Here is a 26,600-nt window from a genome sequence, read left to right on the forward strand (position 1 = left end):
CCCGGCCCCGCTCCGCCCCGTCAGAAGCTCAGCGAGCGGGCGTAGTTCACCTGGGACATCACCCACTGGTAGGAGCCCGCGTTCGTCGCCGGGATCATCGTGGAGTGGTGGCGGCCGCCGCTGGTCACCGTCACCTGGATGTAGCCGGTGGTGGTCTTCTCCTTCATCAGGAGGAAGAGCAGGCCGAGCAGGCAGAAGATGAAGAAGACGATCGCGAGCACGACCGCGTGGGCCGGGATCTTCTCCTCGGTGCGCGAGAAGTCGGTCGCGTTCCACATCGCGCCCTTGAGCGGCATCGGGCCGGACGGGGTGATGATCTGGTCCCCGGCGATGGTGATGTCACCGAGCGCCAGGCCGGCGCCGCCGGCCGGGGCGGCGGGGTAGCCGGGGGCCGGCAGGCCCGCGCCGCCGATGGTCGGCTGGTAGGCCGGGGACGCCGGGTAGGGCTGCGGGTAGCCGTAACTGGCCTCGCCCGGACCCCACTTGTAGTCTCCCTGGCCGGGGGTGCCGGGCTGACCGCCCTGGCCGGTGGGGTCGTTCACGTACGGATTCGGCTGCTGCTCGCTCATACGGCCGATCCTTCCACAACGACCCCCCTCCCCGTACGCCGGTCGGAGAGCTGCCTCCACGACGCCGGTGACGTGCCCGATCACCTCGTCGGTCCCGTCCGGCAGCTTCTGACAAGCCAACCCGCCCGCGCTGTAGGGCTGCTGGGAGCTCTTGGAGAGCGGCGGCATGACGAACAGCAGGCTCTGCTGCGCGGGCGGCAGCAGACGGCCGCCCAGCAGCGCCTTCGTGACCGAGACGCCCGCCGCAGGCCGTGGCGACGGCCCCGGGGAACGACGAGGGCCCCGCCTCCCCGGAAAGTTCCGGAGGGGCGGGGCCTCGATGTCCACCGGCCTCAGCCGAGGCCGACGGGCGGAGTCCGTCAAGAAGGCTAGAAGCGGCGCGTGATGAGGGCGCGCTTGACTTCCTGGATGGCCTTCGTGACCTCGATGCCGCGCGGGCACGCGTCGGTGCAGTTGAAGGTCGTGCGGCAGCGCCACACGCCGTCCTTGTCGTTCAGGATCTCCAGCCGCTGCTCGCCGGCCTCGTCACGCGAGTCGAAGATGAAGCGGTGCGCGTTGACGATCGCCGCCGGGCCGAAGTACTGGCCGTCGTTCCAGAACACCGGGCACGAGGACGTGCACGCGGCGCACAGGATGCACTTGGTGGTGTCGTCGAAGCGCTCGCGGTCCTCGGCGGACTGCAGGCGCTCGCGCGTCGGCTCGTTGCCCTTGGTGACCAGGAACGGCATGACGTCGCGGTACGCCTGGAAGAAGGGCTCCATGTCGACGACAAGGTCCTTCATCACCGTGAGGCCCTTGATGGCCTCGACGGTGATCGGCTTCTCCGGGTTGATGTCCTTGATCAGCGTCTTGCAGGCGAGCCTGTTCTTGCCGTTGATCCGCATCGCGTCGGAGCCGCAGATGCCGTGCGCGCACGAGCGGCGGAACGTCAGCGTGCCGTCGAGGTCCCACTTGATCTTGTGGAGACCGTCGAGCACGCGCTCCTTCGGGTCGATCTCGACCTGGAAGTCCTGCCACTGAGACTCGTCGGAGATCTCGGGGTTGAAGCGGCGGATCCGGAAGGTGACCGTGATGAAGGGCGAGGCCGCGGCCGCGGCCTCCATCTTGTCCAGGGTCGGGGTGGCCATCAGTACTTACGCTCCATCGGCTGGTAGCGGGTGACGACGACGGGCTTGTAGTCCAGCCGGACGGAGTCCTTGCCGTTGTCGTCGACCTCGCGGTACGCCATGGTGTGGCGCATGAAGTTGACGTCGTCGCGGTTCGGGTAGTCCTCGCGGTAGTGACCGCCGCGGGACTCCTTGCGCGCCAGCGCGGACACGGCCATGACCTCGGCCAGGTCGAGCAGGTTGCCCAGCTCGACGGCCTCCAGCAGGTCCGTGTTGAAGCGCTTGCCCTTGTCCTGGACGGACACGTTCTTGTAGCGCTCGCGCAGCTCCGCGATCTTCTCGACCGCGGTCTTGATGGTCTGCTCCGTACGGAACACCATCACGCACGCGTCCATCGTCTCCTGGAGCTCCAGACGCAGGTCGGCGACCCGCTCGTTGCCCGTGGAGTTGCGCAGCTGCTCGATGAGGTCGACGACCAGCTGCGCCGGGTTCTCGGGGAGCTCGACGTAGTCGTTCTCCTGCGAGTACCGGGCCGCGGCGATGCCGGAGCGCTTGCCGAAGACGTTGATGTCCAGCAGCGAGTTGGTGCCCAGGCGGTTCGCGCCGTGCACCGACACGCACGCGACCTCGCCGGCCGCGTACAGGCCCGGGACGACGGTGGTGTTGTCCGCCAGGACCTCACCCTCGACGTTGGTCGGGATGCCGCCCATGGCGTAGTGCGCGGTGGGCTGGATCGGGATCGGGTCCGTGTACGGCTCGATGCCCAGGTAGGTGCGCGCGAACTCGGTGATGTCCGGGAGCTTCGCGTCGAGCTGCTCCGGCGGCAGGTGCGTCAGGTCCAGGTACACGTGGTCACCGGCGGGACCGCAGCCGCGGCCCTCACGGATCTCGGTGTAGATGGAGCGCGAGACGACGTCACGGGACGCGAGGTCCTTCATGACCGGCGCGTACTTCTCCATGAAGCGCTCGCCGTCCTTGTTGCGGAGGATGCCGCCCTCACCGCGGGCGCCCTCCGTCAGCAGGATGCCCATGCGCCAGATGCCCGTCGGGTGGAACTGGAAGAACTCCATGTCCTCCAGCGGCAGGCCGCGGCGGTAGCAGGCCGCCTGGCCGTCACCCGTGAGGGTGTGCGCGTTGGAGGTCACCTTGAAGAACTTGCCGGTGCCGCCGGAGGCGTAGATGACGGCCTTCGCCTGGAACACGTGGATCTCGCCGGTGGCGAGCTCGTACGCGACCACACCGGCCGACTTCGTGACGCCGTCCTCCTCGACCAGGAGCTGGTCCAGGACGTAGAACTCGTTGAAGAACTCCACGCCCTCCTTGACGCAGTTCTGGTACAGCGTCTGGAGGATCATGTGGCCCGTGCGGTCCGCGGCGTAGCAGGACCGGCGGACCGGGGCCTCGCCGTGGTTGCGCGAGTGACCGCCGAAGCGGCGCTGGTCGATGGTGCCGTCCGGGGTGCGGTTGAACGGCAGGCCCATCTTCTCCAGGTCGAGGACCGCGTCGATGGCCTCCTTCGCCAGGATCTCGGCGGCGTCCTGGTCGACCAGGTAGTCACCGCCCTTGACCGTGTCGAAGGTGTGCCACTCCCAGTTGTCCTCTTCCACGTTGGCCAGCGCGGCGGCCATGCCGCCCTGCGCGGCGCCCGTGTGGGAGCGGGTGGGGTAGAGCTTCGTCAGCACCGCGGTGCGGCTGCGCTTCGTCGACTCGATGGCGGCGCGCATGCCCGCGCCACCTGCGCCGACGATGACGGTGTCGTACTTGTGGATCTTCATTGGTTTCGCCTCAGCCCCGTTGCCTAGCGGATGTTCGGGTCGAAGGTGAAGATCACCAGCGTGCCCAGAAGGATGGTGAACACCGTGGCGGTGTAGAGCAGGCCCTTCAGCCACAGCCGCGTGTTGGCGCGCTCCGCGTAGTCGTTGATGACGGTACGCAGACCATTGGCGCCGTGCAGCATCGCCAGCCACAGCATCAGCAGGTCCCAGACCTGCCAGAACGGGGAAGCCCACCGGCCCGCCACGAAGGCGAAGCCGATCTTGGAGACGCCGCCGTCGAGCACCAGCTGGATCAGGAGGTGCCCGATGACCAGGACGACGAGCACGATGCCCGAGAGGCGCATGAAGAGCCACGCGACCATCTCGAAGTTGCCGCGGGTCGAGCGCGGGGTCTTGCCCGTGCGCTTGCGCGGGGCCTCGATGTACGGCGCCGGGCTGTCGACGTCGTAAAGCGAGACGCCGGTCACGGAGCCGCCGTCGCCGGCGCCCTTGGTCATGTCGACGGAAGAAGTGTCAGAAGACATGCGTGTCACTTCCCGAACAGTTCAAGGTAGGCGTGGCCCAGTACGGGGTACAGGGCCCCGACCATCAGCACGATCCAGATGCCCACGACGGTCCAGAGCATCTGCTTCTGGTAGCGCGGGCCCTTGGACCAGAAGTCCACGGCGATGACACGGAGACCGTTGAGCGCGTGGAACAGGATGGCGGCGACGAGGCCGTACTCCAGCAGCGCGACGATCGGAGTCTTGTAGGTAGCCACCACGTCGTCGTACGCCTCGGGGGAGACGCGGACGAGTGCGGTGTCGAGGACGTGTACGAACAGGAAGAAGAAAATGAGGACGCCGGTGACTCGATGAGCCACCCAGGACCACATTCCTTCCCGGCCGCGGTACAACGTTCCAGCCGGCACGGAAAACCCTCCGGAAGCGGGGCGGGGGCCAGCCGGCTTCTTTGTCGGTCGGGCCCGGCCGGGTACGGTCCTCCGGCCCCGGACATCGTAGCGACGCTTTGTCGGTTCCCTTGCGCGGGGGCCATCGGTGTGATCAAACAGGCACGTACGGACTATCCCACAGGGGCGAATAGCCCGATTTCCGTGGCAGTCGGCCCATCCGTCGAGGTCAGCCAGCGTGTCAGATCCCAGAGCCGGTCCTGGGCGACACGACGCAGCTCGTCGGCGGAGATCGAGCGCTCCTCGTCCACCTCGTGCGCCATCCTGCGGCGGATCGCCTCCAGCAGCTGGTCGGCCTGCTCCTCCGGCGGATGCCCGGCGAGGCAGATCACGAAGGCGTGGCCGAACTTCCGTTCGTACTCCGCGTGGGCCGCGTCGAGGGCCAGCAGGGCGGCGTACGGCGCGCCGTGGTCCAGCTCCGCCGAGCACTCGGCGGCCAGCGCCTCGGTCAGGTCGGGCTGCGAGAGGTCGTACGAGGCCTCGTCCGCGGCGGCGAGCAGGGCGTCCGGATCGGGGTAGGGGCGGTGGGTGGCCATCCGGTGCGCCCAGCGCCGGCTCCCGCAGCACTGGAGCAGGACGGCGTGGGCGGCCTCGGGGGACAGGGCGTTGAACCGCGCCAGCCCGGAGCCGTGAGAATGCTCGGAACTGCCGCTGCCGCGGGCCTGTGCCGGAAGGTGGCTGGACAGCGGGGGGCTCCTCGGGGCGCGGCGCGGGTATGCCGCCACGCTAGCGACGGGAGGCAGGGTGTGTCGTACCCATCTGGGGATTTCACTCGGAAGTGAGCCGAAAGGATGACGTGAGCGCCACAGCCGGGCCCGGAACGTCGTCCGGGAGGGGAGGGCGACCGAGGCCGCCACCCCCCACAGGAGAGGCCCCGGCCGCCATCCGTCACGGACTCGTGCGACAAGCCCGTACCCCTGTCAGCGCCCCGAGTGCGTTTTGTGTCACACCTCGCTCCGCACAGGGTTGGTTGCACGTTGTATCACTCGTGGACGGGAGGTACTTGAAAGCCGTAACGTGCTGATTTGCGCCACACGTACAGGACAGTGAACGGGTTGGGGACTTTGCTGGGGGACGACGCGGAGCTGACCGCCGCGGTGCTCGCGGCACAGGACGGCGAGGAGAACGCGTTCCGTGCTGTGTACCGCGCCGTGCACCCACGGCTGCTCGGTTACGTACGCACGCTCGTCGGAGACGGCGACGCGGAGGACGTGACCTCCGAGGCCTGGTTGCAGATCGCCCGCGACCTCGACTCCTTCACCGGCGACGCCGACCGCTTCCGCGGCTGGGCCGCCCGCATCGCCCGCAACCGGGCCCTCGACCACATCCGCATGCGCGGTCGCCGTCCCGCCATCGGCGGCGACGACACCGAACTGACCGCGTGGGCCGCCGACTGCGACACCGCGGGCGCGGCGATGGAGTCCCTCTCCACCGGCCGGACCATGGCGCTCATCGCCCGGCTCCCGCAGGACCAGGCCGAGGCCGTCGTCCTGCGGGTCGTGGTCGGACTCGACGCCAAGAGCGCGGCCGAGACCCTCGGCAAGCGCCCCGGCGCCGTACGCACCGCAGCGCACCGGGGTCTGAAGAAGCTGGCCGAGCTGCTCGGCGAAGAGGGCTCGGAGGGCGGCTTCGGGCCGGACCCGGGCACCGGCGCGGAGCCGGGCGCGGCGGTCGGCCATAATGCCGGTGGCCAGCCGTGGGACGGCGGGGGCGGGAGGGACCTCGACGCCGTACCCGCGCAACGCGGCCGAGGTGGGGGCTTCGTAGAACAAACCGGTGTGACGCATTCACGTTGGCGGACGCAGAAGGACATGTGATGGCCGACGAGCGCAACAGGTGGCTGGACCAGGCCGCGGCGGACAGACTGCTGCGCGGCGAACCGGCGGAACCTGTGGGGCCGGCCGGCGCCGAACCGCGTGCCCGCATCGAGGCCGCGCGACTGCGTGCCGCGCTGGACGCCCTGGAAGCCCTGGGCGCCGGCGGCGAGCTGCCGCCCGCGGGCACGGAACTGCCCGGCGAGGCCGCGGCCGTGGCCGCCTTCCGCACGGCGCGTGCCGCCGGCCGCTCCGCGGACCCGTCGGACCGCACCGCGATGGCCGGATCCGGTGAGCCCGTGGTCGATCTCGGCCGTCTCGTGCCCTCCTTCGCCCCCGCGCCCCGGCGCGCCCGGACGGTGAGCTTCGGCCTGGCGGCCGCTCTGGCGAGCGTCGCCGTCGGCGGCCTCGCCGCCGCGGCGGGCGCCGGGCTGCTGGACCGTGACCGGCACGACACCGCGGGACCCGGACCGGCGATGTCCGTCAGCGCCGGCGAGAACGCGGAGCCGGGCATCGGCAGCGGAGCACCGACGCTCACCCCGAAGCTGCTGCCCACCCCGCCGCCGAACGGCTCGAATTCGACGCTCCCCCCGGGCCCCACGCAGTCCCCGGGCCCGGACGGACGCACGGTGCCCGGCACCGGCACCGGCGCGGACACCTCGTCGGGCACCTCGGGCACGGGCGGCACGGGCAAGGACACCGAGAACGGCCGGAGCGCCGCGGGCGGCACGGGCGACAAGGACCGGGACCGGGACACCTTCGGCAACGGGGACACCGGCAAGGACCGTGAGCGGCGCGAGCGGGAGACCCTGCTCAAGGCGCTGGACCTCTGCCAGGACTACCGGTCGGGACGCCTCGACGACGACCGTCGCGAGCGGCTCTCCCGCCTGGCCGACGGGCTCACCCGGATACCGGACTACTGCAAGTCGGTGCTGGACGGGGACTCCGGCGGCAAGCGCCGCGACACCCCGCTGGGGGACGGGACGCTCAAGGCCCCGACCCTGGCCCCGGCGCTTCCGCGGGGCTCGACGGGCCTGCGCACCGGTCTCTGACACCCGTGCCGAACCGCCTGTAACACTTTTCGAACCGGCGGCGCAGTACATATCGAGCCGACTGGTCATCGGCCGCGCATGAGCCGGGGTTCCCCCCGTACCCCTGGGCTCTGCGCAACCGGCGCGGGCGGGGCACGTTCCCCCGGCCCTGCCCGCGCCCTTTACCTCGACCCCCCGGCGGCCGGCCCACGGCCGCCCAACGACAAGGCCTTCGACCGATCCCGGTCGAAGGCCTTCTGCGTGCGCTCGTGGGGGCCGCGCGCATCACCAGTAGACGACGACCTTGTCGCCCACGTTCACCTGGCCGAAGAGCGACGACAGCTTGCCCTTGTCGCGGACGTTCACGCAGCCGTGCGAGGCGCCGGCGTAGCCGCGGGCCGCGAAGTCGGCCGAGTAGTGCACGGCCTGGCCGCCGCTGAAGAACATCGAGTACGGCATGGACGTGTGGTAGAGCGTGGACGTCCACTCCTTCTCCTTGCGGTCCACCTTGAAGACGCCCTCGCGGGTCGGGGTGTTCTCCGAACCGAAGCGCACGTCCATGGTGGAGACGACCTTGCCGTCGATCATCCAGGCGAGGGTGCGGCTCTCCTTGCTGATGCACATGACCCGGCCCTCCATGCAGCGCGGGTCCGGCGCGTCGACCTCGTTGACGGTCGGCGGGCGCAGCTCGTCGGCGGTGGGCTTCTTGCTGGCGCTCTGGATCTTCTTCCAGGTGGCCTCGTCGACCGAACCGGTGGGGGTCAGAGCGTTCTTCGACTGGAAGGACTTGACCGCGGCCGTGGTCTTCGAGCCGTAGAAACCGGTCGGTGCCACCGACATCAGCTTGAGCTGCCGCAGGCGTGCCTGGAGCTCGCGCACCTGGTCGGTGTCGTCGCCGTTGGCCATGATCTGCTTCACGGTGGGCGAAGGAGAGGCCGACGGGGAGGCCGACGCGGAGGCCGACGGCGACGGCGATGCCTCGCCGGGCTTGTTGTCGGTGGTCGGGGAGGCTTCGGGAGTGGCGCCCGCCGTGGGCGAGGACGGAGCCGAAGGAGTGGAGCCGGCTGACTCCGACTTCTGCGGCCCGCAGGCGGTCGCGGCGAGCGCGACGGCGGCGGCCACCCCGATCGTGCGGATTATGAATCTCTGGCGCTGCATTGCAGTCCCCCGGTTTCTACGTCGTGTATCTAGGTGATGCCTGGCGCGCGCGGAGAGTTGCACCGGGCCACGGGATGTTGCGCCATTGTGACCAGCAGCCGTCCGCGGCCTTACGAACCGATGCGCGGGCAAGGTTGTACCAGCCCCGGGCCCGGCAGCTCTACGGAGGTCTTCGTCACATGGCACGCACCGAGAGCGGACTCCCGATCGAACCCGTCTACGGGCCCGGCGACCTGACGGGGTGGGACCCCGCGGCCGCCCTGGGCGAACCGGGCGAATTCCCCTACACCAGGGGGATTTATCCGAACATGTACACCGGCCGCCCGTGGACGATGCGGCAGTACGCCGGTTTCGGCACGGCCGCCGAGTCCAACGCCCGCTACCGGCAGCTCATCGCGGGCGGCGGCACCGGACTGTCCGTCGCCTTCGACCTGCCGACCCAGATGGGGCACGACTCCGACGCCCCGCTCGCGCACGGCGAGGTCGGCAAGGTCGGGGTCGCCGTCGACTCGCTCGACGACATGCGGACGCTGTTCGACGGGATCCCGCTCGACCGCGTCTCCACCTCGATGACCATCAACGCGCCCGCCGCGCTGCTCCTGCTGCTCTACCAACTGGTCGCGGAGGAACAGGGCATTCCGGGCGTGCGGCTGACGGGCACGGTCCAGAACGACGTCCTGAAGGAGTACATCGCGCGGGGCACGTACATCTTCCCGCCCGAGCCCTCGCTCCGGCTGACGGCCGACACCTTCCGCTACTGCCGGGCCGAGATCCCCAAGTGGAACACCATCTCCATCTCCGGCTACCACATGGCCGAAGCGGGGGCCTCGCCCGCGCAGGAGGTGGCCTTCACCCTCGCCGACGGCATCGCCTACGTCCGTACGGCCCTGGCCGCCGGCATGGCGGTCGACGAGTTCGCGCCCCGGCTCTCCTTCTTCTTCGTCTCCCGCACCACCCTCCTGGAGGAGGTCGCGAAGTTCCGCGCGGCCCGGCGGATCTGGGCCCGCGTCATGCGCGAGGAGTTCGGGGCGCGGGATCCGAAGTCGCTGATGCTGCGCTTCCACACCCAGACGGCCGGGGTCCAGCTGACCGCGCAGCAGCCCGAACTGAACCTCGTACGGGTGGCCGTACAGGCGCTCGCCGCGGTCCTCGGCGGCACCCAGTCCCTGCACACCAACTCCTTCGACGAGGCCATCGCGCTGCCGACCGAGAAGTCCGCCCGCCTCGCGCTGCGCACCCAGCAGGTCCTCGCGTACGAGACGGACGTGCCGCACACCGTGGACCCCTTCGCCGGGTCGTACGCCGTCGAGCGGATGACCGACGAGCTGGAGGCGGCCGCGCTCGCGCTGATGCGGCGCGTCGAGGACCAGGGCGGGGCGGTGGCCGCGATCGAGAACGGCTTCCAGAAGGGCGAGATCGAGCGCAACGCCTACCGCATCGCGCAGGAGACCGAGGGCGGGGAGCGGGTGGTGGTCGGCGTCAACCGCTTCGCGCTGGAGCGGGAGGAACCGTACGAGCCGCTGCGCGTGGACCCGGCCATCGAGGCGCGGCAGTGCGCGGCGCTGGCACGGCTGCGGGCGGAGCGGGACGCGGCGGCGGTGACGGCGGCGCTCGGGGCCCTGCGGGAGGCGGCCGCCGGAACGGAGAACGTGCTGTACCCGATGAAGGAGGCGCTGCGGGCGCGGGCCACGGTGGGGGAGGTGTGCGGGGCGCTGAGGGAGGTGTGGGGAACGTACGAGCCGACGGATTCCACATGGTGAAACCCACTGGACCGTCAGGTGTGTCCTCATGGGACACTCCTGCACATGCTGGGTGTCACCGATCTGCCGACGTACCTCGCCGGCCTCGTACTGATCATTCTTCTGCCGGGTCCGAACTCGCTGTACGTGCTCTCCGTCGCCGCCCGGCGCGGGGTGCGCACCGGATACAAGGCCGCCGCCGGCGTGTTCACCGGCGACGCCGTGCTGATGCTGCTCACCGCCGTGGGCGCCGGGGCGCTGCTGCGGGCCAGCCCGGTCGTGTTCACCGTGGTGAAGTTCCTCGGCGCCGGGTACCTGGCCTGGCTCGCCGTGGGCATGATGCGCGGCGCCTGGGCGCTGTGGCGCACGCGCCGGGACCGGGACGAGACGCAGGCCGCCGCCCCCGCCGAGGAGGGCGAGAACGAGCGGCCCTACCGGCGGGCGCTGCTGATCAGCCTCCTCAACCCGAAGGCCATCCTCTTCCTGATGTCCTTCTTCGTGCAGTTCGTGGACCCGTCCTACGCCTACCCGGCGCTGTCGTTCCTGGTCCTCGGCGGCCTGCTGCAGACCGGCAGCTTCGTGTACCTGACGCTGCTGATCTTCGGCGGCACCCGGCTCTCGGAGGCCTTCCGCCGGCGCAAGCGGCTGTCGGCCGGGGCCACCTCGGCGGCCGGCGTGCTCTTCCTCGGCTTCGCGGCCAAACTCGCCGTCAGCTGAGGGCGCGGCGCACCCAGCCGAGCCGCCGCACGGCCCGGCGCACCGCGCGGCTGCGCGGCAGGAAAGAGAGCTGCGCCGGGATGCCGCCCGGCAGGCCCAGGGAGGTCAGCCGGCGCCGGGTGAAGTACCGCCAGGTGCGCGCGTCCAGGTGCTGGGCCAGGTAGGCCTCGGCCGCCGGCCGGCGCGCGGCCAGGATCTGCGGCTGCATGGTGAACCCGACGGCGGTCAGCAGCGCGGCCGGCTCCGCCCGCACCTGCTCCGGGGTCGGGGGCGTCCAGTTGCGCACGGCCTCCGCGTCGGCGAGGTCCGGGAGCAGGGCGTCCACCAGGGCCAGCGGGACCCGGTTGCTGTTCGGGTACGGGGTCAGGCCGGCCAGGACGGCTTCCGTGCCGGTCCGGGCCACCGGGAGCCCGAACAGAGTGGCGGCGGTCAGCAGGCCGGTGGAGAAACAGCCGACGACCAGCGCCGGACGCAGCCGCTGGTAGAGGGTCTCGGCCAGCACCGGCGCGGCGATCACGGTCAGCCGGACGCCGAGCCGCTCGGCCTCCTCCTCGGCCCGGCGGGAGTACGCGGCCGGGGCGCCGGGGTGCGGTTTGAACACCAGCTCGCGGTGGCCCAGGGCGTGCGCGCCCCGGACCATCGACACGTGGAGCTCCTCCTCCTCGGCCAGGGTCATCAGGTCGAGCGCCGAGAGGTACTGGCCCAGGAGCAGCGCCGGGGCCTCCGCCCCGAGTGCCCCGGCGACTTCGGTGGCCTCGGTGTTTTCGGCGAGCTCGGCGAGGACCTTGAGGAAGGGCTCCGTCGGCACCAGCTCCTCCCGCGCCCCGAACTCCGTCAGCAGCAGCGGCCTCAGACCCGGCACCAGGTCCAGGTGCAGCACCCGCCGCACCCGCATCCCGAGCTGCGGGTCGAGCCGGAAGCGGGTGGGCCCGTAGCTCATCAGCCCGTCGGCGTAGACGTCGACCGCCGCGCCCGGGAAGAGCCGGCACAGGGTCTGGGCCGGCGGCACCTGCAGGGACTCCACGACCAGCTCGACGCGGTCCTCGCCGAGGCCCCACAGGGAGCGCAGCTGCCGCTCCCAGATCGGGACGTCCTCGGCGCGCGGGGCCCAGGTGCTCGGGTGCTGCGGCTCGATGACCCGGTTCCAGTCGAGCACCTCGTCGAAGCGGGTGCGCAGGGCGGCGAAGCCCGGCATGTCCGCGACCCCCGGGGTGACCTCGGCGGTGACGGCGTGGTTGCTCGTCAGCAGGATCCGGCGGCCGGCCGGCGGGAAGGCGCCCGAGTCGATGCCCGCCGCGAGCGTGGCCACGCCGTAGAGGGTGGAGGCCAGGAAGATCTGGGTGGGCATCAGGCGGCCGCTCCCGACGGGGTGCGGCGGCTGCCGCGCACGCGCCGCAGCAGGGTGGAGCGTTCGATGTCCATCGAGTCCAGGACCTGGTCCAATACGTCCTGGGGCATGCGGCCGAGCGCGGCCGCGCTCATCGAACGGAGTTTCTTGGCCACGGCCGGTTCGAACCTTTCGATGGATCCGAAATGGTGCGCGATAATCGCGCAATACGTTCGGACGGCTTTCGGGAGCAGTAGATCTGATTCCCGGTCCGCGGCGACATCCGCCAGTACTTGATCAAATGCCCGGATGAAATCGAGCTGCCGTTCGTCACCGATCTGCGTCAGGGACGTGGAAACCCCGCGCCGGTAGAAGATCCCGGGCAGGCCCACCGCGGCGAAGGACTCCGCCTCCCGGTGCAGCCGCCAGATCCACGGCCGGTCCTCGGCCGTCCGCAGCCCGTCGGTGAAGTGCAGGGCCCCGCGCTCCAGCAGCCGCCGGTGGTACATGCCGGCCCAGGCGTACGGATAGTCCACCGAGCTGGCCCGGTCGGCGGGCAGGATGGCGGAGCGCGGATCGGCGACGACCGACTGCGGACCGTAGGGGACGCGCTGCACGCTCCGCGTCCTGCCCGTGCACCGCACATGGTCGGTGCGGACGAAATCGCAGTTCAGCGCCTCTATGGCGGCCAGCGTGCGGGCCAGGTGGCCGGGGGCAAGCCAGTCGTCCCCGTCCAGGAAGGCGAGGTACTCGCCGCGGGCCGCGTCCAGGCCGGTGTTCCGCGCGGTGGCCAGACCGCCGTTCCGCTCGTGTCTGAGGTGCACCGCCCCGGGCAGCTCGCGCGCCGCCCGCTCCAGCAGGCCGGGCGTCCCGTCCGTCGAGCAGTCGTCGACGAGCAGGAACTCGAAATCCTCCCGGGCGTTGAGTTCGAGACTCTTCAGGGCATCCGGTGCGTATGTCTGCACGTTGTAGAACGGCACGACAACAGAGAGCTTGGGCACCCGCGAGACATTAGGGCGCCGCCTGGCATTCACTGTGGCCCGGATGCGGATTCCACGTGAACGGCGCGGGGCGGGCGAGTTAACCCGTGCGCTTTCGCATTTCGTCGACGCGTTGTTAACCCGCTGTTGTGCGTTCGTTGGGCCGATCACCGAAATTGCGGAATAGCTTCTGCCGCGTGCCAGAACGCAAACGCGTCGCCGTACTCGCCGATTCCGATACGCGATGGAAATGGGGCGCACTCACCGCCCGCCGTCTCGTCCCCGACCACCAGCTCACCGGATACCTGCTGCGCGGCCGCGCCACACCCACCGCGCGCCAGCTCGGTGAGGTGGGGGTGCGGGCCGACCGGCTGTCCGAGGTGACCTGCGCGGAGTTCCTCGCCGAGATCGGCCGGGAGCGCTACGACGTGGTCGTCCTCGCCCTCGTCGGCGGAGCCGTCCAGGCCGTCCTGCACGGAGCCCGCGCCCTGTGGCCGAACCCGGCGAAGCGGCCGGTCTTCGTCACCGGATACGTGGGCGTCGTATACGAGAAGCTCGCCGACGGGCTGCTGCTGCGGCACGGGGCCGACCTCGTCCTCGCCAACTCCCGCCACGACGCCGAGCGCTTCCGCGCCGTGTACGAGGGGGTCGGCGCGGACGCCGGAGCCGTCACCGAGACCGCGCTGCCCTTCCTGGGCGGGGCGCCGTACGAGCCGGCCGGGAGCAGGGCCCACACGGTGGTCTTCGCCGTCCAGCCCTCCGTGCCCGACAGCCGCGCCGACCGCGCCTACCTGCTGGAACGGGCCGCCGGGCACGCACGGCTGCACCCCGACCGCGAGGTGCTGATCAAGCTGCGCAGCAAGCCCGGGGAGCACACCACGCACCTGGAGGAGCAGCCGTACCAGCGGCTCGCGGAGAAGATCCCGGGCGGACTGCCCGCCAACTGCCGCCTGGTCTACGGGAACATGGGCGAGGTGCTGGACGGCACCGACCTGCTGGTCACCGTCTCCTCCACCGCCGCCCTGGAATCCCTGCACCGGTCCATCCCGACGGCGATCCTCACCGACCTCGGCATCCGCGAGGCCCTCGGCAACCACCACTTCCTCGGCTCCGGCTGCCTGGCCTCCTGGGACCAGCTCGACTCCGGGCTCCTCCCGGAGGGCGACCCGGTCTGGCTGGCCGCCCAGGGCGTCCACCCGGGCCCGGCCACGCCGGGTGCGGCCGCGTCGGCCAAGGCCGCGTCGGCCAAGGCCGCGTCGGCCAAGGCCGCGTCGGCCAAGGCCACGCCGGGTGGGGCCGAACCGGCGGGGGCCGCGCGTTCGTCCGCCGGGCCCGCCGCAGGCGCACCGCACGACGCCTACGCCGTCGCCCGGGCGAAGGTCGCCGGGCTGGTGGCCGCGACCCGGCTGCCCGCCCTCGCCCCGTACTACACGCTCACCACCGCCCCCCGGTACCTGCCCGGGATCCTCGCCCGGCACCACCTCGCCCCCGACGGCACCCCGCTGCCCGGCGCGGTGCGCCCGACGGCGGGGGAGTCCCGGCTGCGCCGCCGGCTCCGCGCCCACCTGCGCGAGGCCGCCCGTGGCGCGTACCGGCACGGCGTGCAGCGCGTCGCCCCGGTGATCCGCAGGCTGGGGGAGCTGTGAGCCCCCGCGTCCTCGCCGTGATCCCGGCCCGCGGCGGCTCCAAGGGAGTTCCGGGCAAGAACCTCGCCGAGGTCGCCGGCATCCCGCTCGTCGCCCGCGCCGTCCGGGCCTGCCGCTCCGCGCCCACCGTCACCGACGTGGTCGTCTCCACGGACTCCGACGCGATCGCCGCGGCCGCCCGCGCCGCCGGGGCCGACGTGATCGCCCGCCCGACCGCGATCTCCGGCGACACCGCGAGCAGCGAGGCCGCCCTCCTGCACGCGCTCGCCGCCTTCGAGGAACTGCACTCCGTCAGCGTGGACGTGGTCCTCCTCGTCCAGTGCACGAGCCCGTTCCTCACCACCTCCGACGTCGAATCGGTCGCCGTGGCCGTCGCCTCGGGGGCGGCCGACTCGGCCCTGACCGTGGCCCCCTTCCACGGCTTCCTCTGGCGGTCCGGGGCCGACGGCTCCGGCGCCGGGGTCAACCACGACCAGGCGTACCGGCCCCGCCGCCAGGACCGGCCGCAGGACCTGCTGGAGACCGGCGCCGCCTACGCGATGGACGCCGACGGCTTCCGCGCCGCCCGCCACCGCTTCTTCGGCCGCACCCTGCCCGTCGCCACCGACCCCTCCCGGGTCCTGGAGGTCGACGACCCGCACGACCTGGAACGCGCCCGCCTGCTCGCCCCCCTGCTCGACCCGCACCCCGCACCACATCCGCACCCCGCACCACACCTCGACCCGCAGCCCACACCCCGCACACCCCCGCACCGAAGGACGCCCCCTGCCATGACCTCCACCCCGGACCCCCGCCTCCGTACCTTCGGAGCGCGCACCGCGGGCCCCGGCCGCCCCGTCTACGTCGTCGGCGAGATCGGCATCAACCACAACGGCGACCTCGGCAACGCCTTCGCCCTCATCGACGCCGCCACCGAAGCCGGCTGCGACGCCGTGAAGTTCCAGAAGCGCACCCCGGAGATCTGCACCCCGCGCGACCAGTGGGACATCGAACGCGACACCCCCTGGGGCCGGATGACCTACATCGACTACCGCCACAAGGTCGAGTTCGGCGAGGACGAGTACCGCGCCATCGACGAGCACTGCGCCAAGCGCGGCATCGACTGGTTCGCCTCCCCGTGGGACACCGAGGCCGTCGCCTTCCTGGAGAAGTTCGACGTCCCCGCCCACAAGGTGGCCTCCGCCTCCCTCACCGACGACGAGCTGCTGCGCGCCCTGCGCGCCACCGGCCGCACCGTCGTGCTGTCCACCGGGATGTCCACCCCGCAGCAGATCCGCCACGCGGTGGAGGTGCTCGGCAGCGCCAACATCCTTCTCTGTCACGCGACTTCGACGTACCCGGCCAAGGCCGAGGAGCTCAACCTGCGGGTCATCAACACCCTGCGGGACGAGTACCCCAACGTCCCGATCGGCTACTCCGGCCACGAGACGGGCCTGCAGACCACCCTCGCCGCCGTCGCCCTCGGCGCCACCTTCGTCGAGCGGCACATCACCCTCGACCGCGCGATGTGGGGCTCCGACCAGGCCGCCTCCGTCGAGCCCGGCGGCCTGACCCGCCTGGTCCGCGACATCCGCACCATCGAGACCGCCCTCGGCGACGGGGTCAAGCGGGTCTACGAGTCCGAGCTCGGCCCCATGAAGAAGCTCCGCCGCGTCCAGGGCGAGCTGGCAGCCGTCTGAGTTCCGGACCGGCGCGTACGAGTTCCGCCCCCGACAAGGAGTACGTGGTGACCCCCTCCGCCTCCACCCTGGCGTTCGTCGAGAGCCCGGTCCAACTCCTCAACGTGCTGGAGTGGGCGTACGCGCGCAGCGCCCCGGCGGGCCCCGGCCCGCAGCAGCCGCAGCTGGACGGGGTCCCGCGCCAGCGCGGGCCCCGCTCCGGCGGGGCGGAACCCGGCCCGGACCGGGCCCGGGCCCAGGGGGACGGCGGGGCCGGGACGGCCGCCGCACCCGCTCCGGCGGGCGCGGGGTCACCCCTGAGGATCGTCGTCCTGCCGCCCACCGACCCCATGTCCCGGGGCCAGCTGCGCCGGATGGCCGCGCTGGCCCGGGACGAAGGGTACGAGGTGTGCTGGCAGGAGGCGCGCGGCAGCCGGTTCGCGCCGCTGAAGGCGCTGTCCGCGCTGGCGCGCGACGTCCGCGCGGCGCGCACGGTCGTCATCGGCGACCCCTTCTCGCGCTACGTGCAGCTGCTGCTCACCCTCGTGCGCGCCGAAGAGCTCGTCGTGGTCGACGACGGCACCGCCACCATGGAGTTCGTCGCCCAGACCGCCCGCGGCGAACGCCTCGTACGCTGGCACCGGGTCGGCGGCGGGGGACTGCCCGGCCGGGTCCGCGAGCTGGCGTACGCACCCGTCTCGGCGACCGCGCGCCGCCGCTTCACCCCCGCCGGGGGCCGGGGCCACCGCGTCGAGGTGTTCAGCTCGATGCCCGTCACCGCCCACGGCGCCATGACCCTGCGGGTCAACGACTTCGCCTGGACCCGGGCCCGCTTCGGCCCGCCCCGCCTGACCAAAGGCACCGACCTGGTCGGCACCTCGCTGGTGGAGACCGGTGTGGTGGACCCGGCCCGCTACCTGGAGGCGGTGCGCGCCCTCACCCTGGAGCACGGCGCCACCCGCTACTTCGCGCACCGCCGCGAGTCCCCGGAGAAGCTGCGCGCGCTGAGCCAGGCGACCGGGCTGGAGATCGTGCGCCCGGACCTGCCGCTGGAGCTGATCGCGCGGCGCGGTCCCGTCGGCCGGACGATCGTCAGCTTTCCGTCCACGGTCGTCCACACGCTGCCCTACGCCCTGACCGGTACCGGTGTGACCGTCGCCGTATGCGATGTGGACCCGGCCTGGCTCACCGGCTCCGCGTCCGCCCGCGCCCGCAGCTTCCTCGCCGGGGTCACCGACACCGCCCGTGATGTGCGCAGACTCCCCGCCCAGGCGGCTCCTACGGCCGGATGAGCGCGCGAGTTTACCCCCAGGGGCACCCGGTCATGCGCCAGAGGCCGTGTTTCTTTCCCCTAACGGCATGAACTTTTGTGGATCCCCGGCCAGTTGACCCGTCCGTGCGCCTACCCTTCAACGGGTGAACCAGTTGATGTCCCGCGAGTCCCAGACCGCCCAGCCCGCCGCGTCCGACCGGCCCGAGCTGCCCGGCACACTTCCGGACCACCTGCGTACCGAACTGATCGCCTTCCGCCGGGACTTGCACATGCACCCGGAGCTCGGACACCAGGAATTCCGCACCACCGCGGCGATCAAGGCCCGGCTGGAGAAAGCCGGCCTGCGACCACGGGTGCTGAAGTCGGGCACGGGCCTGATCTGTGACGTCGGCACCTGGGACGGGGGCCGGCCGATGCTGGCCCTGCGCGCGGACATCGACGCCCTGCCCATCCCGGACGCCAAGACGCACGTCTCGTACCGCTCGACCTTCCCGGACCGCGCCCACGCCTGCGGGCACGACGTGCACACCGCCGTCGTCCTCGGCGCCGGCCTGGTGCTCGCCGAGCTCGACCGGCAGGGGCTGCTGCCCCGCCCCGTCCGGCTGCTCTTCCAGCCGGCCGAGGAGGTGCTGCCGGGCGGGGCCACCGACGCCATCGACTCCGGGGTGCTCGACGGCGTGGGCCGGATCGTCGCCGTGCACTGCGACCCCCGGGTCGACGCGGGGAAGATCGGGCTGCGGGCCGGCCCCATCACCTCGGCCTGCGACCGGCTGGAGGTCACCCTCTCCGGCTCGGGCGGGCACACCGCGCGGCCGCACCTGACCACCGACCTGGTGACGGCCGCCGCCCGGGTCGCCGTCGACACCCCGGCCCTGCTGGCCCGCCGGATGGACGCCCGCTCGGGGATGTCGGTCACCTGGGGCCGGATCGAGGCGGGGCACGCCTGCAACGTCATCCCGATGCACGCCGAGCTGTCCGGAACCGTTCGGTGCCTGGACCTGAACGCCTGGCACGAGGCGCCGGACATGCTCTACGCGGCGATCGACGAGATCGCGACCATGCACGGGGCCAAGTTCGAGATCAACCACGTGCGCGGGGTGCCGCCGGTGGTCAACGATCCGGTGATCACCGAATTGCTGCGTGAGGCGATGACGGCCCGCTGCGGTACCGAGTCGGTCGAGGACACCGAGCAGAGCCTGGGCGGGGAGGACTTCTCCTGGTACCTGGAGCACGTCCCGGGCGCCATGGCCCGCCTGGGGGTCCGCGCTCCGGGGGACACCGCCAAGCGCGATCTGCACCGCGGTGACTTCGACGTGGACGAGGACGCGATCGCCGTCGGCGTGGAGTTCTTCACGGCCGCCGCCCTGCTCGACGGGCGTCGGGCCGTCCCCGCCCGGTAACGGCCGGGGCGAAGTCCTTACAACATCAACGATTCTGCTGTCGGGCGTGTCCAGCCCTTGGTACACAAGGGCTGGGCACGTAAGGAGTCACCAATCGGTCACTGTCCGGTTCACGACGATCCGATAACGACTCATGAACGGGCCTTTAACTGACATCTACGCGCGTTACGATCGCCGCGAAACCAGCGCCGGTCGTGGCGCTTCGGTCAGGTTTTGAAGGAGCCTCCCCTTGCGCCGGATCACCAGGATCGCCACCGTGGGCATCGCGTCCGCGGCGCTGGCCCTCTCGGCCACCGCCTGTGGCGGTAAGAAGTCCTCTGACACCTCCTCCTCCCCCTCGGAGTCGGGTCAGAAGTCCGCTGCCATCGCGTACGACATCGGTGGCCGCGGCGACCAGTCGTTCAACGACGCCGCCTACGCCGGCCTGAAGAAGGCCGAAACCGACCTCAAGATCAAGGGCGCCGAGGCGGAGCCCACCGACGGCGAGGGCGAGGCCGACAAGGTCCAGCGCCTCACCGAGCTTGCCCGCAAGGGCAACAACCCGGTCATCGGCGTCGGTTTCGCCTACGCCCCGGCCATCAAGAAGGTCGCGCCGAAGTTCCCGGACACCACGTTCGCGATCATCGACGACACCTCGGTGACCGGCCCGAACATCGCCAACCTCGTCTTCAACGAGGAGCAGGGCTCCTACCTGGCCGGCGTCGCCGCCGCCAAGGTGTCCAAGACCGGCACGGTCGGCTTCATCGGCGGTGTCGAGGTTCCGCTGATCAAGAAGTTCGAGGCGGGCTTCACCCAGGGCGTCAAGGACACCAACCCGAACGCCAAGGTGCTCTCCCAGTACCTGACCCAGCCGCCGAACTTCGACGGTTTCGCCAAGCCCGACCTCGGCAAGGCTGCCGCGCAGGGTCAGATCGACGCGGGCGCGGACGTCGTCTACGCCGCCGCCGGTCTCGCGGGTTCCGGTGCCATCGAGGCCGCTTCGGCCAAGGGCAAGTGGGCCATCGGCGTCGACTCCGACCAGTACAACCAGGCCGGTCTGGCGAAGTACAAGGACTCCATCCTGACCTCGGTCACGAAGGACGTCGAGGACTCCGTCTTCAACGTGATCAAGTCGGTCCAGGACGGCAAGCCGACCACCGGTGAGATCCGCTACGGCCTCGACAAGGACGGCGTCGGCCTGGCCGACTCCAACCCGAAGTACAAGGAGATGACCGACGTCATCACCGCGGTGGAGAAGGCCAAGGCCGACATCATCGCCAACAAGATCAAGGTCAAGATCCAGCCGTAAGGCCGTCGCTGACATGTAGTCCTGGTCTCCGGGGTCCGGGAAGCGGTCTCGATCGCTCCCGGGCCCCGAGCCACGTTCTGTGATCACTATTCTGTGACCAAGTGGCCCCGTGGCCGCAAGTTTTCACTTCCGACAGTGCTACGCGCGTAGAAGCATCGTGGACGCGATACTTTCACTCCCCGCCCTGTCCCCCCTGCCTTCCGCTCCTTCCGCGCCAAGGAGAGTGCGTCATCAACGCGTCCAGCCCGCCCCCCGCCGTAGAACTGCACGGCATCACCAAGCGCTTCCCCGGCGTCGTCGCCAACAAGGACATCGCGATCACCGTCCGCAAGGGCACGGTCCATGCCTTGATCGGCGAGAACGGCGCCGGCAAGTCGACCCTGATGAAGATCCTCTACGGCATGCAGAAGCCGGACGAGGGCACCATCGCCATCGACGGGGAGCAGGTCTCCTTCAACACCCCCGGCGACGCCATCGCCCGCGGCATCGGCATGGTGCACCAGCACTTCATGCTCGCCGACAACCTCACCGTCCTGGAGAACGTGGTTCTCGGCGGCGAGAAGCTCTACGGCATCGGCGCCAAGGCCCGTAAGAAGATCAAGGAGATCTCGGACGCGTACGGCCTCGGCGTGCGCCCCGACGCCCTGGTCGAGGACCTCGGTGTCGCCGACCGCCAGCGCGTGGAGATCCTCAAGGTCCTCTACCGCGGTGCGCAGATCCTCATCCTCGACGAGCCGACCGCAGTGCTCGTGCCGCAGGAGGTGGACGCCCTCTTCGACAACCTGCGCGAGCTCAAGGCCGAAGGCCTGACCGTCATCTTCATCTCGCACAAGCTGGGCGAGGTGCTGAAGGTCGCCGACGACATCACCGTCATCCGGCGCGGCACCACGGTCGGCACCGCCGACCCGAAGACCGCCACCACCAAGCAGCTCGCCGAGCTGATGGTCGGTGCGGAGCTGCCCTCGCCGGAGACCCGCGAGTCGACCGTGACCGACGTCCCGATGCTCCAGGTGAAGAACCTGACCCTCGCCGCGGGCGACGCCGTCGTCGCCGAGCCGGAGGTCCTGGTGCCCGCGGTCGCCCCGGACTCCGCGATCGTGGAGAACGTCGAGGTCGGCCGGCTCCTGCTGGACGACGTCAGCTTCACCATCCACAAGGGCGAGATCCTCGGCATCGCCGGTGTCGAGGGCAACGGCCAGACCGAGCTGATCGAAGCCCTCATGGGCATGGCCTCCGCCGACACGGGCGTGATCACGCTGGACGGCAAGGACATCACCAAGGCCCCGGTGCGCAAGCGCCGTGAGGGCGGCATCGGCTACATCCCCGAGGACCGGCACCGGCACGGGCTGCTGCTGGAGTCCCCGCTGTGGGAGAACCGCATCCTCGGCCACGTCACCGAGGCGCCCAACTCCAAGCGCGGCATCCTCGACCCGAAGGCGGCCCGCAAGGACACCGAGCGGATCGTGCGCGAGTACGACGTCCGCACGCCCGGCATCGAGGTGACCGCGGCCTCGCTCTCCGGCGGCAACCAGCAGAAGCTGATCGTCGGCCGCGAGATGAGCCACAACCCGAAGTTCCTCATCGCCGCCCACCCCACCCGCGGTGTGGACGTCGGTGCGCAGGCGCAGATCTGGGACGCGATCCGCGACGCCCGCCGCGAGGGCCTGGCCGTCCTGCTCATCTCCGCCGACCTGGACGAGCTCATCGGCCTGTCCGACACCCTGCGGGTGATCTACCGTGGCCGCCTGGTCGCGGACGCCAACCCCGCGACCGTCACCCCGGAGGAGCTCGGCACCGCCATGACGGGCGCCGCCTCCGGGCACCTGGAAGCCACCGACAACCACTCCGCCGCTGCCGACGGTGACACGACGGAGGATGAGGCCCGATGAAGAAATTCGACAAGGACCGGCTGCTCCTCGGCTTCGCCGGGCCCGTGCTGGCCCTGGTCAGCGCCTTCGTGCTGACCATGATCGTGCTGGCGGCGACGGGCATCGACCCGATCGAGCCGCTGCGCCTCATGGTGGAGAACGCCGGCTACGAGGACGTCCAGGTCCTCATCGTGAACCAGGCCGGTACGTACTACCTGGCGGCCCTGGCCGTGGCCATCGGCTTCCGGATGAACCTCTTCAACATCGGCGTCGACGGCCAGTACCGCCTCGCGGCGATGCTCTCCGCCGTGGTCGGTGCGGCCGTGGCCCTGCCGGGCCCGCTGCACCTGCTGCTGATCGTCCTCGTGGCGATGCTCGTCGGTGCCTTCTGGTCCGGTATCGCCGGTGTCCTCAAGGCCAAGCGCGGGGTCAGCGAGGTCGTCTCCACGATCATGCTGAACGCCATCGCGACCAGCCTGATCGCCTGGCTGATGCTGACGAAGAACCTCGGCGTCCAGATCGAGGGCTCCAACGACCTGACGACCGGCGACATCGCCGAGTCGGGCTGGTTCCCGGCCGTGTCCCTCGGCGACGGGCTGGAGCTCTACGGCTTCACCTTCGTGGCCTTCGCCCTCGGCATCGTCTACTGGTTCGCGCTCAACCGGACCCGTTTCGGCTTCGACCTGCGCGCCACCGGTGCCAGCGAGTCCGCCGCCCAGGCCTCCGGCGTCGACGCCAAGAAGATGATCATCACCTCGATGCTCATCTCCGGTGCGGTCGCCGGTCTCGCCGGCATGCCGCAGCTGCTCGGCGAGACGCACACCTACAACCTGGCCTTCCCGGTCGGTGTCGGCTTCACCGGCATCACCATCGCGCTGCTCGGCCGCAACAGCCCGGTCGGCATGCTCTTCGCCGCGTTCCTGATGGCCTTCATCGACAAGGCCTCGGCCTCGCTCGACCAGGCCGGGTACGCGAAGGAGATCGGCACGATCATGAAGGGCCTGATCGTGATCGCGGTCGTCGTCTCGTACGAACTCGTCGGCCGCTACGGCGTCCGGCGCCAGCAGCAGAAGGTCGGCGAGGAGCTCGCCGCCGGGCACGCCATCAAGACCGACAAGGAGGTCGCGGCGTGAGCACCAGCACTGTCTCCGCGACGGCTGCCGCCCCGAAGAAGTCCGGCGGTCGCAAGAAGCTCACCCTGCCCTGGATCATGCTGATCATCGCGGGCGGCCTCGCGCTGGTCTCGCTGGTCCGCCTGATCAGCGGCGCGAACGACCTGACCTCCGTCGGCCAGGTCTCCGGCGCCCTCTCGCTCGCCGTGCCGATCGGCCTCGCCGGCCTCGGCGGCCTGTGGGCCGAGCGCGCGGGCGTCGTCAACATCGGCCTTGAGGGCATGATGATCCTCGGCACCTGGTTCGGTGCCTGGGCCGGCTACCAGTGGGGTCCGTGGACCGGCGTCATGGCCGGCATCATCGGCGGCGCCATCGGCGGCCTGCTGCACGCGATCATCACGATCACCTTCAACGTCAACCACATCGTCTCCGGTGTGGCCGTCAACATCCTGGCGCTGGGCTTCACCCAGTACCTGTCGAACTTCACCTTCGCGGACGCGCCGGGCGGCTCCTCCAAGCAGTCGCCGCAGGTCGAACCGATCTACAAGATCACCGTTCCGGGGTTGTCCGACTGGATGGCCGATCTCCAGGCCAAGCACTGGTTCTTCGTCTCGGACCTCGCCGGCGTCATCGGCGGCCTGGTCACCGAGCTGTCGCTGCTGACCATCGTCGCCCTGCTGCTGATCCCGGCCACCTGGTGGGTGCTGTGGCGGACCACCTTCGGTCTGCGGCTGCGCTCCTGCGGTGAGAACCCGATCGCCGCCGAGTCGCTGGGCGTCAACGTCTACAAGTACAAGTACATCGCCGTGATCGTCTCGGGCGGCCTGGCCGGCCTCGGCGGCGCGTTCCTGTCGATCGTCGCCAGCCCGATCTACCAGGAGGGCCAGACCGGCGGCCGCGGTTACATCGGTCTCGCCGCGATGATCTTCGGTAACTGGATGCCGGGCGGCATGGCGCTGGGCGCGGGCCTGTTCGGCTTCATCGACAGCCTCAAGCTGCGCGGTGGCGCCACGAACGTCCACGCGATGCTGCTGCTGATCGCCATCGTGCTCGTGCTCGTCTGCGCCTGGCAGCTCTACAAGAAGAAGTACCTGCAGGCCGGCATCTCGGCGGCCTTCGCCGCGCTGCTGTTCGTCTGGTACGCGATGACCGACTCGGTGCCGAGCCAGTTCGTGGACGCGGCCCCGTACGTGACCACGCTGCTGGTGCTCGCGCTGTCCGCGCAGCGCCTGCGGATGCCGAAGGCGGACGGCATGCCGTACCGCAAGGGCCAGGGCAAGTGACCCCGGCCCACGCCGTGGACTGGGAAGCCCTGCGGACGGCCGCCCGGGACGCGATGTCCCGGGCGTACGCCCCGTACTCGGGCTTCCCCGTCGGGGTCGCCGCCCTCGTCGACGACGGCCGCACCATCGTCGGCTGCAACGTGGAGAACGCGAGCTACGGGCTCAGCCTGTGCGCCGAGTGCGGCCTGGTGTCCTCCCTCCAGGCCACGGGCGGTGGCCGCCTCACGCACTTCACGTGCGTCGACGGCCGGGGCGAGATCCTCGTGCCGTGCGGCCGCTGCCGCCAGCTGCTGTTCGAATTCGGCGGACCGGACCTGCTGGTGGAGACCCCGAAGGGGATCCTCCCGCTGGCGGAGATGCTGCCCCAGGCCTTCGGGCCCGACCACCTGAGATAGCCGTGCCGACGGCCCTTCGCCCCCTGCCGGGGCGGAGGGCCGTCGTACTTCCGCAAATCCCCCTCTCTATGCGCGTAGAAGGAAGCACCACATGGACGTCATCTCCGTCATCCGGACCAAGCGGGACCGCGGTGAGCTGAGCCCCGAGCAGATCGACTGGGTCATCGACGCGTACACGCGCGGTGTCGTCGCCGACGAGCAGATGTCGGCGCTGGCGATGGCCATCCTGCTGAACGGCATGAACCGCACCGAGATCGCCCGCTGGACCGCCGCGATGATCGCCTCCGGCGAGCGGATGAACTTCGACTCCCTCTCCCGCCCCACCGCCGACAAGCACTCCACCGGCGGCGTGGGCGACAAGATCACCCTGCCCCTGGCCCCGCTCGTCGCCGCCTGCGGCGCGGCCGTCCCGCAGCTCTCCGGCCGCGGCCTCGGCCACACCGGCGGCACCCTCGACAAGCTGGAGTCCATCCCCGGCTGGCGCGCGCTGCTCTCCAACGAGGAGATGCTGCACGTCCTCGACACCACGGGCGCCGTCATCTGCGCGGCCGGCGACGGCCTGGCCCCGGCGGACAAGAAGCTGTACGCGCTGCGCGACGTCACCGGCACCGTCGAGGCCATCCCGCTGATCGCCTCCTCGATCATGTCGAAGAAGATCGCCGAGGGCACCGGCTCGCTCGTCCTGGACGTGAAGGTCGGCACCGGCGCCTTCATGAAGAACATCGAGGACGCCCGCGAGCTGGCCCGCACCATGGTCGGCCTCGGCACGGACAGCGGCGTCAAGACCGTCGCCCTGCTCACCGACATGTCCACCCCGCTCGGCCTGACCGCCGGCAACGCCCTCGAAGTCCGCGAGTCGGTCGAGGTCCTGGCCGGCGGCGGCCCCGCCGACGTGGTCGAGCTGACCATCGCCCTGGCCAAGGAGATGCTGGACGCGGCGGGCATCAAGGACGCCGACCCGGCCAAGGCCCTCGCCGACGGCTCCGCGATGGACCACTGGCGCCGGATGATCGCGGCCCAGGGCGGCGACCCGGACGCGACCCTGCCGGTGGCCCGCGAGCAGCACGTCGTCACCGCCCCGGCCTCGGGCGTCCTGACCCGCCTGGACGCGTACGGGGTCGGCGTCGCCGCCTGGCGCCTCGGCGCCGGCCGCGCCCGCAAGGAGGACCCGGTGCAGGCCGGCGCGGGCGTCGAGCTGCACGCGAAGCCGGGCGACACCGTCACGGCCGGCCAGCCGCTGATGACCCTGCACACGGACACCCCGGAGAAGTTCGCGTACGCCCTGTCCGCGCTGGAGGGCACCTACGACGTCTCCCCGGCCGGCACGGCCTACTCCGCCACGCCGATCATCCTGGACCGCATCGCCTGATCCAGGGCCCCGATCCCGTCGGGGGGGGGCCCCCGCCCGGGGGGGGCCCCCCCCCCGCCCCAGGATTGGTTGGGGGCCCCCCAGGGGTTAGGGGGGGGGGGGGGGGGTACCCCGCGTTTGATTAATACCAAAGAGGATGGGCG

The 26,600-nt window shown here is 71.0% G+C and carries 23 protein-coding genes and 1 pseudogene; 15 read left to right on the plus strand and 9 right to left on the minus strand.

What is annotated here, in order from left to right; all coding sequences use genetic code 11:
• Positions 1–20 precede the first annotated feature (20 nt).
• The 6 genes from ACFYZ4_RS16785 to ACFYZ4_RS16810 form a co-directional block, all read right to left on the minus strand.
• The gene (locus ACFYZ4_RS16785; protein WP_390784213.1) at positions 21–569 is read right to left on the minus strand and encodes a hypothetical protein; all 549 of its coding nucleotides are present in this window, start codon (positions 567–569) and stop codon (positions 21–23) included.
• Positions 570–937: 368 nt separating this feature from the next.
• On the minus strand, positions 938–1,696 hold the full coding sequence (locus ACFYZ4_RS16790) for a succinate dehydrogenase iron-sulfur subunit (protein ID WP_052873174.1): 759 nt from the start codon (positions 1,694–1,696) through the stop codon (positions 938–940).
• Positions 1,696–3,450, minus strand: coding sequence for a succinate dehydrogenase flavoprotein subunit (gene sdhA, locus ACFYZ4_RS16795; protein WP_351295067.1), 1,755 nt, complete (start codon positions 3,448–3,450; stop codon positions 1,696–1,698). The genes ACFYZ4_RS16790 and sdhA overlap by 1 nt, the downstream gene beginning before the upstream one ends.
• 23 nt (positions 3,451–3,473) lie before the next feature.
• A complete protein-coding gene (locus tag ACFYZ4_RS16800) occupies positions 3,474–3,974 on the minus strand; it encodes a succinate dehydrogenase hydrophobic membrane anchor subunit (protein ID WP_351295064.1) in 501 nt (166 codons plus the stop codon).
• Between the two features lie 5 nt (positions 3,975–3,979).
• On the minus strand, positions 3,980–4,360 hold the full coding sequence (sdhC, locus tag ACFYZ4_RS16805; protein ID WP_078892868.1) for a succinate dehydrogenase, cytochrome b556 subunit: 381 nt from the start codon (positions 4,358–4,360) through the stop codon (positions 3,980–3,982).
• Between the two features lie 152 nt (positions 4,361–4,512).
• The gene (locus ACFYZ4_RS16810; RefSeq protein ID WP_351295061.1) at positions 4,513–5,124 is read right to left on the minus strand and encodes a 2-oxo-4-hydroxy-4-carboxy-5-ureidoimidazoline decarboxylase; all 612 of its coding nucleotides are present in this window, start codon (positions 5,122–5,124) and stop codon (positions 4,513–4,515) included.
• Between the two features lie 339 nt (positions 5,125–5,463).
• Here ACFYZ4_RS16810 and ACFYZ4_RS16815 point away from each other — a divergent pair, with 339 nt between their 5' ends.
• Positions 5,464–6,216 (plus strand): RNA polymerase sigma factor, encoded by a 753-nt coding sequence (locus tag ACFYZ4_RS16815; RefSeq protein WP_351295108.1) that lies wholly within the window; start codon positions 5,464–5,466, stop codon positions 6,214–6,216.
• On the plus strand, positions 6,216–7,265 hold the full coding sequence (locus ACFYZ4_RS16820) for a hypothetical protein (RefSeq protein ID WP_351586157.1): 1,050 nt from the start codon (positions 6,216–6,218) through the stop codon (positions 7,263–7,265). Before ACFYZ4_RS16815 ends, ACFYZ4_RS16820 begins: the two co-directional genes overlap by 1 nt.
• 264 nt (positions 7,266–7,529) lie before the next feature.
• On the opposite strand, the gene ACFYZ4_RS16825 is transcribed toward ACFYZ4_RS16820, so the two are convergent.
• The gene (locus ACFYZ4_RS16825; protein WP_390784214.1) at positions 7,530–8,402 is read right to left on the minus strand and encodes a peptidoglycan-binding protein; all 873 of its coding nucleotides are present in this window, start codon (positions 8,400–8,402) and stop codon (positions 7,530–7,532) included.
• Positions 8,403–8,581: 179 nt separating this feature from the next.
• Between ACFYZ4_RS16825 and ACFYZ4_RS16830 the strand changes: the two genes are divergently transcribed.
• Together ACFYZ4_RS16830 and leuE are read left to right on the plus strand one after the other, a co-directional pair.
• Positions 8,582–10,162 (plus strand): methylmalonyl-CoA mutase, encoded by a 1,581-nt coding sequence (locus ACFYZ4_RS16830; RefSeq protein ID WP_390784215.1) that lies wholly within the window; start codon positions 8,582–8,584, stop codon positions 10,160–10,162.
• Positions 10,163–10,207: 45 nt separating this feature from the next.
• Positions 10,208–10,858 (plus strand): leucine efflux protein LeuE, encoded by a 651-nt coding sequence (gene leuE, locus ACFYZ4_RS16835; protein WP_390784216.1) that lies wholly within the window; start codon positions 10,208–10,210, stop codon positions 10,856–10,858.
• Here the strand turns inward: leuE and ACFYZ4_RS16840 are convergent.
• Positions 10,851–12,206, minus strand: a complete 1,356-nt coding sequence (locus ACFYZ4_RS16840; RefSeq protein WP_390784217.1) for a polysialyltransferase family glycosyltransferase — start codon at positions 12,204–12,206, stop codon at positions 10,851–10,853. The genes leuE and ACFYZ4_RS16840 overlap by 8 nt on opposite strands.
• Positions 12,206–13,186 carry a glycosyltransferase family 2 protein gene (locus ACFYZ4_RS16845; RefSeq protein ID WP_390784218.1) on the minus strand — a complete coding sequence of 327 codons (981 nt, stop codon included), beginning with the start codon at positions 13,184–13,186 and terminating at the stop codon, positions 12,206–12,208. The genes ACFYZ4_RS16840 and ACFYZ4_RS16845 overlap by 1 nt, the downstream gene beginning before the upstream one ends.
• A 176-nt stretch (positions 13,187–13,362) precedes the next feature.
• On the opposite strand from ACFYZ4_RS16845, the gene ACFYZ4_RS16850 reads away from it, so the two are divergent.
• From ACFYZ4_RS16850 to ACFYZ4_RS16900, 11 genes and pseudogenes are all read left to right on the plus strand, one after another.
• Positions 13,363–14,811: a DUF6716 putative glycosyltransferase gene (locus tag ACFYZ4_RS16850; protein ID WP_390784219.1), complete on the plus strand. Its 1,449-nt coding sequence runs from the start codon at positions 13,363–13,365 to the stop codon at positions 14,809–14,811.
• Between the two features lie 17 nt (positions 14,812–14,828).
• Positions 14,829–15,179 (plus strand): annotated as a pseudogene (locus ACFYZ4_RS16855) (cytidylyltransferase domain-containing protein); the annotation flags it as partial.
• 402 nt (positions 15,180–15,581) lie between these two features.
• Positions 15,582–16,490 carry an N-acetylneuraminate synthase family protein gene (locus ACFYZ4_RS16860; RefSeq protein WP_384346294.1) on the plus strand — a complete coding sequence of 303 codons (909 nt, stop codon included), beginning with the start codon at positions 15,582–15,584 and terminating at the stop codon, positions 16,488–16,490.
• Between the two features lie 47 nt (positions 16,491–16,537).
• On the plus strand, positions 16,538–17,761 hold the full coding sequence (locus tag ACFYZ4_RS16865; RefSeq protein WP_390784220.1) for a hypothetical protein: 1,224 nt from the start codon (positions 16,538–16,540) through the stop codon (positions 17,759–17,761).
• A 136-nt stretch (positions 17,762–17,897) separates the two neighbouring features.
• Positions 17,898–19,142 carry an amidohydrolase gene (locus ACFYZ4_RS16870; protein ID WP_384346291.1) on the plus strand — a complete coding sequence of 415 codons (1,245 nt, stop codon included), beginning with the start codon at positions 17,898–17,900 and terminating at the stop codon, positions 19,140–19,142.
• Positions 19,143–19,371: 229 nt separating this feature from the next.
• Entirely contained in the window at positions 19,372–20,430 is a 1,059-nt protein-coding gene (locus tag ACFYZ4_RS16875; protein WP_384346246.1) for a BMP family protein, read from the plus strand.
• A 230-nt stretch (positions 20,431–20,660) separates the two neighbouring features.
• Positions 20,661–22,319, plus strand: a complete 1,659-nt coding sequence (locus ACFYZ4_RS16880; RefSeq protein WP_351295099.1) for an ABC transporter ATP-binding protein — start codon at positions 20,661–20,663, stop codon at positions 22,317–22,319.
• A complete protein-coding gene (locus ACFYZ4_RS16885) occupies positions 22,316–23,431 on the plus strand; it encodes an ABC transporter permease (protein ID WP_351295033.1) in 1,116 nt (371 codons plus the stop codon). Before ACFYZ4_RS16880 ends, ACFYZ4_RS16885 begins: the two co-directional genes overlap by 4 nt.
• On the plus strand, positions 23,428–24,693 hold the full coding sequence (locus ACFYZ4_RS16890) for an ABC transporter permease (protein ID WP_351295030.1): 1,266 nt from the start codon (positions 23,428–23,430) through the stop codon (positions 24,691–24,693). Before ACFYZ4_RS16885 ends, ACFYZ4_RS16890 begins: the two co-directional genes overlap by 4 nt.
• The gene (locus tag ACFYZ4_RS16895; RefSeq protein WP_030710595.1) at positions 24,690–25,088 is read left to right on the plus strand and encodes a cytidine deaminase; all 399 of its coding nucleotides are present in this window, start codon (positions 24,690–24,692) and stop codon (positions 25,086–25,088) included. Before ACFYZ4_RS16890 ends, ACFYZ4_RS16895 begins: the two co-directional genes overlap by 4 nt.
• A gap of 91 nt (positions 25,089–25,179) precedes the next feature.
• Positions 25,180–26,457: a thymidine phosphorylase gene (locus ACFYZ4_RS16900; protein ID WP_351295026.1), complete on the plus strand. Its 1,278-nt coding sequence runs from the start codon at positions 25,180–25,182 to the stop codon at positions 26,455–26,457.
• The last annotated feature ends 143 nt before the right edge of the window (positions 26,458–26,600 follow it).

This window comes from Streptomyces sp. NPDC001513, from assembly GCF_042894695.1.
Classification (GTDB): Bacteria; Actinomycetota; Actinomycetes; order Streptomycetales; family Streptomycetaceae; genus Streptomyces.

Excerpts from the sequence above, each read along its gene's own strand:
- ACFYZ4_RS16840 (WP_390784217.1), bottom strand. The coding sequence starts at position 12,206 with ATGCCCACCCAGATCTTCCTGGCCTCCACCCTCTACGGCGTGGCCACG.
- sdhA (WP_351295067.1), bottom strand. The coding sequence starts at position 3,450 with ATGAAGATCCACAAGTACGACACCGTCATCGTCGGCGCAGGTGGCGCG.
- ACFYZ4_RS16885 (WP_351295033.1), top strand. The coding sequence starts at position 22,316 with ATGAAGAAATTCGACAAGGACCGGCTGCTCCTCGGCTTCGCCGGGCCC.
- ACFYZ4_RS16870 (WP_384346291.1), top strand. The coding sequence starts at position 17,898 with ATGTCCCGCGAGTCCCAGACCGCCCAGCCCGCCGCGTCCGACCGGCCC.
- ACFYZ4_RS16825 (WP_390784214.1), bottom strand. The coding sequence starts at position 8,402 with ATGCAGCGCCAGAGATTCATAATCCGCACGATCGGGGTGGCCGCCGCC.
- ACFYZ4_RS16860 (WP_384346294.1), top strand. The coding sequence starts at position 15,582 with ATGACCTCCACCCCGGACCCCCGCCTCCGTACCTTCGGAGCGCGCACC.
- leuE (WP_390784216.1), top strand. The coding sequence starts at position 10,208 with ATGCTGGGTGTCACCGATCTGCCGACGTACCTCGCCGGCCTCGTACTG.
- ACFYZ4_RS16830 (WP_390784215.1), top strand. The coding sequence starts at position 8,582 with ATGGCACGCACCGAGAGCGGACTCCCGATCGAACCCGTCTACGGGCCC.
- ACFYZ4_RS16900 (WP_351295026.1), top strand. The coding sequence starts at position 25,180 with ATGGACGTCATCTCCGTCATCCGGACCAAGCGGGACCGCGGTGAGCTG.
- ACFYZ4_RS16785 (WP_390784213.1), bottom strand. The coding sequence starts at position 569 with ATGAGCGAGCAGCAGCCGAATCCGTACGTGAACGACCCCACCGGCCAG.
- ACFYZ4_RS16820 (WP_351586157.1), top strand. The coding sequence starts at position 6,216 with ATGGCCGACGAGCGCAACAGGTGGCTGGACCAGGCCGCGGCGGACAGA.
- ACFYZ4_RS16800 (WP_351295064.1), bottom strand. The coding sequence starts at position 3,974 with ATGTCTTCTGACACTTCTTCCGTCGACATGACCAAGGGCGCCGGCGAC.
- ACFYZ4_RS16790 (WP_052873174.1), bottom strand. The coding sequence starts at position 1,696 with ATGGCCACCCCGACCCTGGACAAGATGGAGGCCGCGGCCGCGGCCTCG.